Source organism: Gardnerella sp. c10Ua_31 (genome assembly GCF_055700915.1).
Genome location: NZ_JANUYG010000001.1, coordinates 1 through 12,269 on the forward strand (window position 1 = coordinate 1; position 12,269 = coordinate 12,269).

Annotated in this window: 11 protein-coding genes and 1 pseudogene; 11 read left to right on the forward strand and 1 reads right to left on the reverse strand. The window is 34.8% G+C overall.

Features of this window, described 5'->3' with window-relative positions:
* Nucleotides 1-360: 360 nt before the first annotated feature.
* From NYP55_RS00005 to NYP55_RS00025, 5 genes and pseudogenes are all read left to right on the forward strand, one after another.
* The gene (locus NYP55_RS00005) at nt 361-1,332 is read left to right on the forward strand and encodes a DUF6788 family protein (RefSeq protein ID WP_472781382.1); all 972 of its coding nucleotides are present in this window, start codon (nt 361-363) and stop codon (nt 1,330-1,332) included.
* A 239-nt stretch (nt 1,333-1,571) separates the two neighbouring features.
* Nucleotides 1,572-2,021 (forward strand): hypothetical protein, encoded by a 450-nt coding sequence (locus tag NYP55_RS00010; protein WP_472781508.1) that lies wholly within the window; start codon nt 1,572-1,574, stop codon nt 2,019-2,021.
* A gap of 130 nt (nt 2,022-2,151) precedes the next feature.
* Entirely contained in the window at nt 2,152-2,448 is a 297-nt protein-coding gene (locus NYP55_RS00015; protein WP_165845255.1) for a type II toxin-antitoxin system RelB/DinJ family antitoxin, read from the forward strand.
* A 655-nt stretch (nt 2,449-3,103) separates the two neighbouring features.
* The gene (locus NYP55_RS00020) at nt 3,104-4,090 is read left to right on the forward strand and encodes a helix-turn-helix domain-containing protein (protein ID WP_472781383.1); all 987 of its coding nucleotides are present in this window, start codon (nt 3,104-3,106) and stop codon (nt 4,088-4,090) included.
* Nucleotides 4,091-4,114: 24 nt separating this feature from the next.
* Nucleotides 4,115-4,348, forward strand: a pseudogene (locus tag NYP55_RS00025) (hypothetical protein); the annotation flags it as partial.
* Between the two features lie 177 nt (nt 4,349-4,525).
* Here the strand turns inward: NYP55_RS00025 and NYP55_RS00030 are convergent.
* Nucleotides 4,526-4,774 carry a prevent-host-death protein gene (locus NYP55_RS00030; protein ID WP_032839476.1) on the reverse strand — a complete coding sequence of 83 codons (249 nt, stop codon included), beginning with the start codon at nt 4,772-4,774 and terminating at the stop codon, nt 4,526-4,528.
* A 267-nt stretch (nt 4,775-5,041) separates the two neighbouring features.
* Here NYP55_RS00030 and NYP55_RS00035 point away from each other — a divergent pair, with 267 nt between their 5' ends.
* The 6 genes from NYP55_RS00035 (at nt 5,042) to NYP55_RS00060 (ending at nt 11,918) form a co-directional block, all read left to right on the forward strand.
* A complete protein-coding gene (locus NYP55_RS00035; protein ID WP_353938465.1) occupies nt 5,042-5,767 on the forward strand; it encodes a MerR family transcriptional regulator in 726 nt (241 codons plus the stop codon).
* Between the two features lie 521 nt (nt 5,768-6,288).
* Nucleotides 6,289-7,323, forward strand: a complete 1,035-nt coding sequence (locus NYP55_RS00040; RefSeq protein WP_285060872.1) for an alpha/beta fold hydrolase — start codon at nt 6,289-6,291, stop codon at nt 7,321-7,323.
* A gap of 591 nt (nt 7,324-7,914) precedes the next feature.
* Nucleotides 7,915-8,649 (forward strand): GIY-YIG nuclease family protein, encoded by a 735-nt coding sequence (locus NYP55_RS00045; protein ID WP_472781384.1) that lies wholly within the window; start codon nt 7,915-7,917, stop codon nt 8,647-8,649.
* A 297-nt stretch (nt 8,650-8,946) separates the two neighbouring features.
* The gene (locus NYP55_RS00050) at nt 8,947-9,294 is read left to right on the forward strand and encodes a hypothetical protein (RefSeq protein WP_472781385.1); all 348 of its coding nucleotides are present in this window, start codon (nt 8,947-8,949) and stop codon (nt 9,292-9,294) included.
* 214 nt (nt 9,295-9,508) lie between these two features.
* Nucleotides 9,509-10,363, forward strand: coding sequence for an Abi family protein (locus NYP55_RS00055; protein WP_174191363.1), 855 nt, complete (start codon nt 9,509-9,511; stop codon nt 10,361-10,363).
* A gap of 76 nt (nt 10,364-10,439) precedes the next feature.
* The gene (locus tag NYP55_RS00060) at nt 10,440-11,918 is read left to right on the forward strand and encodes an Lsa family ABC-F type ribosomal protection protein (protein ID WP_116438304.1); all 1,479 of its coding nucleotides are present in this window, start codon (nt 10,440-10,442) and stop codon (nt 11,916-11,918) included.
* Nucleotides 11,919-12,269 lie beyond the last annotated feature (351 nt).

Below are 12,269 nucleotides of genomic sequence, written 5' to 3' on the forward strand. Positions count from 1 at the left end.
CTTTTATCAAGAAAGTATCATAATGTTATCAAGATTACAATAGTTAGCGCGCTATCGAACTTTTATTCCGATGATTGGCGGGTTTTCGTTCCGACGATTGGCTTTGGTTAAAAATGTGGTTGTAATGACTAAATGTTAAAAAGTTTAGCGTGCGGTGGCTTTAAGCTTACTTTTCGAGATTCTAGATGTGATTTTGCTACCTTTCAGCCTACTGGTTGTGTGTTCTAGTTGTTTATGTTTTGGGGAACAAAACGGTGTAAAAATTGTAAAAAAGTTCCCTACATTATTGATTATTGGGGAACAAAATGGTATTTTATTTAAGTAAATGTTCCCCAATTTATGTGAAAAAGGAGTGTGAAGATGGCTGCAAAATATGATGATGTGCAAGAATTGCTTAGAAAAAAGGCTGATATTAATGCTCGCTTGAGTTTGCTTGCGTATGATGGTACTCCTGAAATCAAAAATCGTGGAGATGGTAAATATTTATACACCAGAAAGCGTGTTTCGGGAAAGTTGACGTCTACATATGTTGGTGTGTATTCGGACGATTTGTATAATCTTCTTCTTCGCAATGCAAGTGAATCTAGGCAATTGCGTAAGGAACTTCGCGCTGTAGTAAGGCAGCTCGCGAATGCCGGATATTCTAATAGTGAGTTATCTGCTGATTTGGTGAACAATATTGCTTTTGCAAGGGCTAACTTAAAGGCGAATATTTACGATCAGGCGGTTTTGGAAGGTGTTGCTACTACTTTTCCTCAAACTGAAGAGATTATAGATAACGGGAAAGTGTTTGGTGTTTCTGCGAGTGACGTTCAAAAAATCTTGAATTTGAAGCATGCTTGGGAGTTCATTTTAGACGAGGATGTTGTATTAAGCAGGTCTGATTATTACATGCTCAGTCATATAGCGAAGCTTGTTAATGAGGGCTTTTTCTTAGACGGCGGTCGTATAAGGGGTGTTCCTGTTGCGATTGGTGGATCTACTTATATTCCGCCTATTCCTAATGAAATAGATGTTAAAGAAAAAATAAGGAATATTGTTGAAAGTGAGGAAGATAGTGAGAATGTTGAAGGTAAAGTTGGAAGGAAAGAGCCTATTGATATTGCGATTGAATTATGCGTTTATTGTATGAAGTCGCAGATATTTTTAGATGGGAATAAGAGGGCTTCTGTGATTTTTGCGAATCGTTATTTGATTTCTCACGGTAAAGGCTTGTTGGTTATTCCAGAAACTAGGGTTCCTGAGTTTAAGAAGTTGCTTGTTGAGTATTATGAAGGTGAAGATTCGCAGGTGATTGCTTCGTTTATGAGGGAATATTGTTGGAAGCATTAAACGCTCACGATTATGTTGGTTCCTCTGGCTCTGCGAATCTTGCTGTTTATAAAAATTATAGTTTGCTAGTAAATGAAGAGATTAGCGTCGATAATCTAGACAAATTAGTACGAAAAAGTAATATATTTATTAAGATTATTACAGTAATCAGAGTGAATGGTAGATCTTGTTTGCTTAATAATCTGTTTTATAATCATTTGATACAGAGTCGTGTTAACGAAAAGGAGGCTAGTAGTGTTATGAGAAGTAAAACTATTTTTTGTAAAACCATTTTTCAAAGTTGTCTTGTTATGCTTCTGCTGCTAGGCACTCTCTTTTCTCTTTCTGCATGTGCTGACGATGAGGAGAAGGCGGAGCTTGCGTCGTATCATTGGGAAACAGTGGCGGTGTCTCGGGAAGAGTTTCGTATACCAGAAAACTATATGAATAAGAATGAGTTGTATCTCTTTGCGTCACGAGATATTCTTGATTCTCATTATGATTTGTCTAAAGTCACTCTTGGCGGTGAGCGTATTAAGTTAGTTGACTCATCGTTTAATTTACCTGGTCCAGGGCTTAAAGCTTTATTTTTAGTTGGAAAATTTGATTTAAAAGACAAGCCAAGCTCTTGTAAGTCAAGCTCTTGTGTTCTTAAAGTACCAGGACTTAATAAAACAGGTAATGTTGCTGTAGGTTATAAGAAGAAATAGTAGTATTTTGCACTAAATGCTTAGTGTGAATGTTGAAAGTGTTTATATCAGTCGAGGAATCCTATTCATGTAAATTGTGTTGCAATATGCGACACAGTATTTTATGGTGTGTGTATGGAGGTTGATTGATATGGCAGCTACTAAAACAGCTAATGTGAATGTGAGAATACAAGAAAATATTAAGCAGCAGGCGGAGCAGATTTTGGAAACTATTGGAATTTCTAGGGCTACTGCTATTGATATGTTTTATCGTCAAATCATTCTTAATAAGGGTATTCCGTTTTCGCTTACTATTCCGAAGTCGCTTCCGGCACAAGATGATATGGATGAGAAAACGTTTAACGCGTTGATGGCTAAAGGTTATGATCAGGCGGTTCAAAGTGATAGTTATTCGATAGATGATGTTTTTGAAGAGCTTGAACGTTGATTAGCAGCCGTGGGGTAAGCTTGGTTTTAGAAGAATACGCGTAAAAAATTATTACGTTTACTTTTGTGTTGATGAGAGTAGAAAAGAAGTTCAAATACTCGCGGTTATTTACGTGAGAAGAGATCAGGCTAAGCAATTGGAACAATTGTAATGTAAACGTGTTATTAAGCCAATCTTAAACTTTTTAACGATAGCTCGCTTCTATCGTTAAAAGGTGCACCCACTATCAATAGTGTGCACTCAAAAAAGTGTAGCTATACTTGGAGTTCTCTCAATCCATACAGAATCAGTAGCGCTCCTTTGCAAATCGTGACTGTTTCAAGAGGTGTTTGCGTGTCTAGTACGCTGACCGACTCCTGCGGCGTATTGGTCGATTGGGCGGAAAATTCCTTCCTTATTCCCGTAAAGGCTATGTGCGATGAAGGAACATTGTATCGTTATCTACCGCAAGTCGCTCTGTCTCTGCTTTCCGGCGGGCAGTAGATGCCATCAGGCAAACTTTGCATTTGAATTGGCGGTCGGTTGCGCTCATTTGTCGGCAGAAATTGCGCTTTTAACGGCAATTGCCAACTGAACTTGCTACTACGCAACTGCTGTTTTAGCTATAATTTCACCATGATCATGATGAATTCTAGTTTGAAATGGAGATGTTTTTATGATTTTAGCAGATAAAATATTGGAACTGCGTAAACAAAACGGTTGGTCGCAGGAAGAATTGGCGGACAAATTGGGCGTCAGTCGCCAAGCTGTTTCCAAATGGGAAGGCGCACAAAGTATCCCAGATATGGAACGGATAATTGCATTGAGCCGTTTGTTTGGTGTTAGTACAGATCTTCTGGTAAAAGATGAAATTGATGTTATGGGGAAGAACGTCAACGCAGATGAAAATGCCTGCCAGGAAGAAGCCGGCGTTCGCATGCGGGTAATTGAGCTGGAAGAAGCCTCCGCTTATATTGCTCATAGAATATCATTTGCCGCATATGTTGCTCTAGGTGTTCTTCTTTGTATTCTGGCGGCAATCCCGTTGGTCGGCAGTGATCTTTTGCTTTCTCACACAGTAAATGCGCAAGTAGGTAAAACTATGGGCTTAGCATTCAGTGTTGCGATTATTACCGTAGCTGTAGCTATTTTTATTATTCAGAGTTTCCACGGAAAGCGTTATCAATATTTGGAAAAAGAGGACTTTGAAACGGCTTACGGCGTTGACAGTGTGCTCAAAGAACGCTTGGAACGATTCATGCCGTCGTATGTGCTGCGTACGGTCAGCGGTGTCGTTTTATGTATGGTTGCCTTTATTTTTCTTATAATTTCGGATATAGTGCCGGAATTTTATCAACTTTCATCCGGCTTTTTTGTAGTTATCGCTATTGCTCTGGTGGCAGCAGCTGTTTATTTATTCGTACAGGCGAATATTGTCCGCTCGTCCTATTACCGTTTGCTGCAGCCGAAGAAAAAGATTGTCTATCCTGCAAAGATTAGGTTATTCCTCCAAGCTTACTGGCTTATAGTTGTCTGCATTTATTTAGCCTACAGTTTCATCACGTCCGATTGGGGAAAAAGTTGGATTGTTTGGCCGTTGGCCGCATTGACTTACGGAGTAATAGAAGTGGTGCTCAAAGCGTGGATGCTCGGAAAGAAATAAGTGACTTTCGGAGCCGATTTTGTGGCGAATAATGTTAAGGCTGTTGCTTCTTGCATGGTGGATACGTTAAATGGTACGAGTGTTTTAGAGGGAGAAATTACCAAGGGTGCATGTCTTGAAGTAGATTGTGAGAATGGTATTAGCGAGGTTTCTGATAAGAATAAGGTCAATCTTAGTTGTAATAATCTTGGGTGTAAAACAGATGGATGTGCTCATTGTGCTGTGCATTGTTTGAATGGGAAAGCTGTAGTGAAGTAATACTGTTGTGGTGTTTTATGTCCGCTACTTTGACCAATCGCACGAAATAGAGTTTGGCATATTCTAAAAACGCTTCGGAATGTTGAGCATTAGGCTTGGTGATTTTTAATCCAAGTGTAAAGGTCATTTTCATTTGCTTCGCCTGATGCAACTTTGAGAATAATATCTATCAGTTCTTCATTTGGCAAGTTCCTCATAGACTTTTTTGTTCTTTTTGATGAACATGTCGGATAAAGCCATAACTTCATCGTCTGTTGGAACAGTAACTTTTTCAGTTTTGGCTTTTGGGAATTCTAAAATTACGTAGCGAGGAGCGTTGTTTTTCAAAATAACAGCTGATCCGTATGTGTCAACAAGTCGCGCAACTCTAGAAAAGTTTTGATTTGCTTCGGAAATAGAAACAAGCGTGTCTGTATTTACATTCATATCAATAACCTCCATTTTTAGGAGAATTATAGCATATATTTTAGGATAAATAAATCCTAAGTATTTCAAATCTACGTCATAACTATTAACTCAGAAAAGATGTGACAGGTGTCAATCGGAACTCATGGTTTGTCGATTGAAGCTGTATAAATACAACAGTCTTAGGTTGAGCATTAGACGACAACGCTAGCAAAAATACTTGACTAAAATACTTGACTATGACGTTGCGTAATACTTTATTCTAGTGATAAGGAAGGAGGTGAGATAGTGAAAACAGTGAATGAAGTCAGCAAGATAGCAGGAATTAGTATTCGTACTCTTCAGTATTACGACAAAATCGGTTTGTTAAAACCGTCCGCTTATTCGGAGTCAGGATATAGGTTGTATGGTGATGAGGATCTAAAGGTACTACAATCCATTTTGCTGTTTAAAGCTTTGGAATTTCCGCTCAAAGAAATTAAAGAAATAATAACCAGTGAGCATTTCGACAAAGATTTAGCGCTGGAACAACAAATCAAATTATTAATCCTGAAAAAAGAGCATTTGGAAAATTTAATTCTTTTTGCAAAGGGATTAAAAGCATTAGGAGGTAACTATATGAACTTTACAGCATTTGACACAAGCAAAATTGATGAGTATGCCAAACAGGCAAAAGAGTATTGGGGAGATACACCGGAATTCAGGGAATTTGAAGCTAAAGAAAAAAGGAGAAACAGCGAGGAAACAAAAATGCTCCATCAACAACTCATGCTGATTTTTGCAGAATTTGGCAAGGTAAAATCACAACCCAGCGATTCAGTTGAAGTTCAGGCTTTGGTAAAGAAACTGCAGGACTTTATTACAGCTAATTTCTATAAGTGCTCGAATGAGATTTTATTCGGACTTGGCAAGATGTATGCTTCTGGTGATGATTTTACGAAAAATATAGATGCGTTGGCAGGCGAAGGGACATCAGTATTTGTCAACAAGGCAATCGAATATTATTGCAAGTAAGTTTTATAATCGAATTATTGATTAAAAACACCTAATTAACCAATGTAGTGTTCCCAAAAGTTGGACCAAAAATCTAACTTTTGGGGATCATTACAAAAAGGTGCTTTAATTTTCTACCAGAATAAAAAATTGTTTTGTAGAAAATAGATTCTCAAACCTTTTAACGATAGCTTTTCCTATCGTTAAAAAGTGCACACAATATCCATAGTGTGCACTCAAAAACGTGTAGTTATACTTGGAGTTCTCTCAATCCACGTTGAAGCTATAGCATTGATACAAAAGATGTAAATTTAGAAATCCTGCATTTAAGCAGTTTTATAAGCATTTTGTATTTGAAAAAGATGAAGAAGGATACGTCAAAACAGGCCGGCAATTCTATTGTGGTGGATGTTTTAATGTCGATTATTAAAGTGTTAATGTAGATAAGTGTACCTGATATTCTAAAGAGCATATAATAACTACAAACAGATTTTTTTATATACTATTAGACTCTGCATACTGTTTTAAAGGAAGCTAATAAAATGAAGAAAATGAAGAAAATATTTTTTGGAATCTTTTCAGTTATTATTATTTTAGTAGTTTTAGTTTTTAGTCTTAGGATATATAACGACCATAAGTATAAAGATATCAATGCTCTAAATTTTCCTGAATATTATAAGGATGTTACTAATATAAGTCTATACCCTACAGATATTAATGGAGTTGATGTAACTTATGTAGATGAGGGTAGAATGCAAGGATTTAGATTTATACCTAAAGAAAAATCACATAAGGGTCTTGTAATTTGTTTTGGAGGTTCTGAAGGAAGTCCAAATTTTGAAAATGCTAAGATATTAGCAAAAGAAGGCTATGAAACCTTTGCACTATTTATGTTCGGCATGAAAAACCAAGCACAGACTTTGACAAAAATTCCCTTAGAACAATTTGAAGACGTTATTAATTATATAAATAAAAATATAAAAGACAATAAACCGATAAGTGTTTTGGGAGCGTCAAAAGGGGCAGAATATGCACTTAATTTAGCTAGCAAATATCCTGAAATAGATAATCTGATTTTAATATCGCCTTCATCTTATAATTTTGCTGGTCTAGATTTTAAAGATTATGGTTCATCATGGACATATAAAGGAGAACAACTTCCATATATAGATATAAAACAATCATCATTTAACTCATTTCTAAAAAATATTATTGTTCCAACTATAATTAAAAGTCCTATTAGTTATAAAGAATCTTATAAAAGCGCAATAGAACAAGACTCCTCAAGCCAAGAAAAACTAATACCAGTCAAAAATGTTAAGGCAAATATATTAATGATGGCTGGCGAAGATGATTTGATGTGGGATAGCTTTGCCATGGCCAAAAAAATAAAAGAACAAAACCCTAAGGCAAAGATTTATTCTTATAAAGGAGCAGGACATATATTTGCAGGCAATGGTGTTTTAAATCTAGGAAAAATTAGAATTGCAACAGGTGGAACAACTGAAAGCAATGATAAAGCAAGAAGTGAATCAAGAAAAACTATTGATGCTTTCTTAAAAGAAAACCATAAATAGATAATTACTTGTGTGCTCAAAGTAAAGGTCAAGAGCTCTTATGGTAAGGATATTATGAACAAGGTCGGCAGGCAGGATTTAAGGACATGCAAACGAGTTAATTCTTTTTGAGACATAAATAATCTTTCCATCCTTGTATTTTAATCTAACTAACTAATTTGTTTATAATCCTTCCCGGCAATTGTTTGTTACACGGGGGGTGAAATTTTAATTGGTTAGTTACAGGGGTGAAATTATCATAGATTAATAGCATCAAGGGCTTAATAGGTGGGTGCATTTTTGCCCTTGTGTAACAAGGCTTAGCGAGGGCTATCGTTAAAAGGTTTAATGCGAAGCGGCTTTAAGCTGGGTTCTCGAGATTCTAGATGTGATTTAGCTGTTGTTAAAATCCCTACTCTTTAAGTATAATAAGCATAAATCTGTAGATGGTGAGATAGATTATGAATAGCAGCAAGAATTTAAATATATTTTTGATGGATGGCGATGTTACGGGCAGGATTAAATGCACGATGCCTGGCTGGAGTGGTTTAGCATATAAAATTCCTAGAATTTATTTAGATAAATGCAAAGATAGGGAACAGTTAAAACAGAGTGGTGTTTATTTTTTTATTCGGTAAGAACAATTTTGATGAAGATGCGGTTTATATTGGACAGGCTGGTATTAGGAAGAATGGCGAAGGTGTTTTGTTCAGAGTCGCTGAACATTTGAAAGATGACTTTTATTTTAATGAAGCTGTTATGTTTACAACTAGCGGTAATTCTTGGGGTCCAACTGAAATAAGCTATCTTGAAAATAAGTTTACTAATTTAGCAATCGATACAAATCGTTATAAGGTTCAAAATGGAAATGATCCTAATCCTGGTAATGTAACTGAAGAAAAGGAAGCTGAATTAGAGATTTACGTTGAGCAGTTTAAGATAATGCTTGGCGTATTAGGATATAGGATTTTTGTGCCGTTAGTGAAAACACCGGAATCTGTAGTTGAAGAGCATGATGATGAATTAATCTTAGGTCTTTCTAGGAAAATCAAGAGGTCTCAAAGAAATATTGAAGCGTATTGCAAAAGAACTAATGAAGGTTTTGTTGTTTTGGCTGGTAGTCAGATAGAAGAGACGGATTCTGGATCTATACCAGATGTAATCAAAGAACTTAGAGAGCGTTGTAAGCAAAATAATGAGATAAAAGATGGTGTGTTGACTAGGAATTATCTGTTTAAGAGTCCTTCATATGCAGCTTCATTTGTTTTAGGTATGACTACCAATGGTAAAGTTGATTGGAAAACAGAAGATGGCACATCACTCAAAATGATAGAAGAAAACGCTTAAATCTGATATGAACATAGATGTTGCAATCATATACATATTTAATACTGTTGTAAGTAGGTAAAAGTCATCTTCTTATTACTTACAAATTTTGTGTTTTATACAGTATGTTGGTTTAGGTGTTATTTGTAGGACGGGGATTAGGCGCATTGACGAACAAATGACGCGCTTTTTTGGGAATTATAATTAAGGCATTCATTAACTATATTTTTTGAAAACTCAATTTGTTGAATATGAAGATTGAAGTAGCATAGTGAAAAACTAATTAGGGCATGATAGGACAGGATTAAATAATGATCCGTGGGAGGAATAGTTGTGAATAAGTTTGAATTGTTTTCTATGATTTATTACGCGTTAAATCATTATTGGAAAGAAAATAAAAGTGAAGAATTGACTTCATTTTTAAGTGATATGAATCCTTTTTTATTTGATGATATTGGCTCTGCTGTTCCTTCTGTTTATGAGAAGTATAGTTTGCTAGTAAATGAAGAGATTAGCATTGATAATACTTTTAGTATTGCTTGTAAGTATGTTGAAAGTTTAGGTTTGCAGGCTGTGGCGGATGCGTTTGCTTGCGTTCGTGAGGATGATTGGGAAGCGCGGTGTGTGAAATACATGTCATCAAGTCATAAAGGGCAAAATATTTAGTACTCTGTGATAGTTTGTGTTTTCGTTCTATATTTGTTTATGTTCATGAAGTTGAGTGTAAGACTAAATAATCTTGTTAGAAAGAAAAATTTGTGTTAGTTTGAAAGATTTAATAAAATACTCTCATTGGTGTAGCATATGTAGATAACAGTACCCGACGCGCCTCTTAACAATGCGGACCAAGTCGGGTCTTTTGATTTTTGATGAGAGAAATATGAAGAAATCCTATCAACCTTCTATAAGCATTGATAAGCAAATAGAAAATTTAGTGTCTTTGGGATTAGAGATAAAAGATACAAGTTATGCTAAAGATGTACTTAATAGGGTTTCTTACTATCGCCTCATTAAAGCATATAGTATAACTCTAAAAGAAGATGGTATATACATAGAAGGTACTACTTTTGAGAATATAGTCGAGTTATATCTATTTGATATGGAGTTTCGTCATATTTTATTTTCGTTGATAGAACATATAGAAGTTTATTTAAGGGCTGTAATCACTAATTACTTTTCATTAAAATATGGGAATTTTGGTTATAAGAATCTTAATAACTATGCGAAAAATAATTATCAGAAGAATACTTTAGATGAGTTAGAAAGAGAAATTAATAGGAATAGGAAATCGCCTTTTATACGTAATTTTAAGGATAATTATGATGGAGGGGAGATTCTTTTATATGCTGCTATTGAAGTAGCAAGTTTTGGTACTCTTTCTAAAATGTATAAGAATATGAAGAATGATGATAAAAAAGCAATTGCAACAACATTTGGCGTTGATTACGTTTATTTAGAGTCATGGATTGAAAATTTAGCTTATGTTAGAAATATTTGTGCTCACTACGGTAGATTATATGGTTCAAAATTAACCAAGACACCAAAATTATATAAAGAGTATTTAAAGAAAGGTGTATTGAATAATACTATTTTTGCTAGTATTCTTAATCTTAAAGTATTAGCTGAAAACGAACATTACAAGGAATTTTCTAGTAAGTTATCAAAGATAATTGATAAATATCCGTTAGTGGATTTGAAGCATTTGGGATTTGTTAATAAATGGCAAACCTTTTAACGATAGCTTTTCCTATCGTTAAAAGGTGCACCCACTTTGCACCCGGGCGGTAAATGATAATTTAGGGAGGCGTTTTATGTCAGTAATTAAAATTGAAAACCTCACTTTCTCATATTATGGATATGTAAAACCCATATTTAAAAATGTATCGTTTTCCTTTGATACAAACTGGAAAACGGGATTGATAGGAAGAAATGGAATCGGTAAATCAACTCTATTTAAGTTACTTTTAAATCAAGAAACTTATCAAGGTAAAATAAGCAAGGATGTTGAATTTATTAAATTTCCACCAAATATAAGCGATACTTCAAAATTAGGAATTGAGTTATATAAAGAACTAATATCAGATGATGAAGAATGGAAGTTATTTAGAGAACTCAGTTTGCTAAATGTAGATGAGAACCTTGTTTACAGAGAGTTTGAAACGCTTTCTAAAGGGGAACAAACAAAAATCCTTTTAGCTATTTTGTTTACAAGAGAAGATGGCTTTTTACTTATTGATGAACCAACAAACCATTTAGATATGGACGGAAGAAAAATTGTAAGTGAATATCTGAAAAGTAAAAAAGGATTTTTGCTTATATCTCATGATAGAGATTTTTTAGATGGTTGTATCAATCATGTTATTTCTATTAACAGGAATTCTATTGATGTCCAATCGGGAAATTTTACATCATGGTATGAAAACAAAGTGATGAAAGACCAATTTGAAATTAGTCAAAATGAGAGATTAAGAAAAGATATTAAACGATTAAAAGAGTCTGCAAGACAAAGTCAAATTTGGTCTGATAAAATTGAAAATACTAAAAATGGTGTAAAAGTATCAGGTGTAAAACCAGACAAAGGACATATAGGTCATCAATCAGCCAAGATGATGAAAAAATCTAAGAATTTGGAGAATAGACAAAACAAGGCAATAGAAGAAAAACAGAGTTTACTAAAAGATATCGAAATAAAGGAAAGCCTATTACTGCATCCGCTACATCATCATAAAAATCCTCTAATATCGGTTAGCAATTTATCATCATGCTATGGAGAGAGACAGATCCTAAATAATGTAAGTTTCGAGATAAAGCAAGGCGACATAGTGGCTATATATGGGGGTAATGGTAGCGGAAAATCAACCTTGATTAAAATTTTATTAGGTATAAATCACGAGTATACAGGTGAGATAAAATTAGCAGGTAATTTAAAAATCTCGTATATTCCTCAAGACACATCTAATTTAACAGGTAGCCTAAATGAATATATTCACAAGCAAGATGTTGATGAAACATTGTGTAAAACAATTCTAAGAAAATTAGATTTTTCAAGAGAATTATTTGAAATGGATATGAAGAATTATAGTGATGGACAAAAAAAGAAAGTTTTAATTGCTGTAAGTTTCTCAAAACCAGCTCATATATTTGTTTGGGACGAACCACTGAATTATATAGATGTAATATCAAGAATACAGATTGAGGAAATTATAAAAGAAGCAAAGCCTACACTCATATTTGTGGAACACGATAAGCGATTTGTAGAAGATATCGCTAATAAAATAATACAATTTTAAGTAAGATCCAAATCCCAGTTTGTAGTGCCTTAGACTTTTATCATCATACGACATTACCCTTGTCAGCTTCTTTCCTGCAACGAACGTTAAGGCTCTTTTCTTGATGCATGGTTATCATCAGGGTAGTTTTGATACGTCTAGAGTGTCGTATTGATGTCAAAGGCTGATTAGGTGGGTGCATTTTAGTCCTTGTGTAGCAGGGGTTAGCGAGGGCTATCGTTAAAAGGTTTAATGCGAAGCGGCTTTAAGCTTACTTCTCGCGGTTTTTGAGTGCGATTTTGTTGTATGAGGGAAGATATCAACGCTCTGGGGTCGAGTGCACAGGATGTTAACGTTAAAAAGTGCACACAC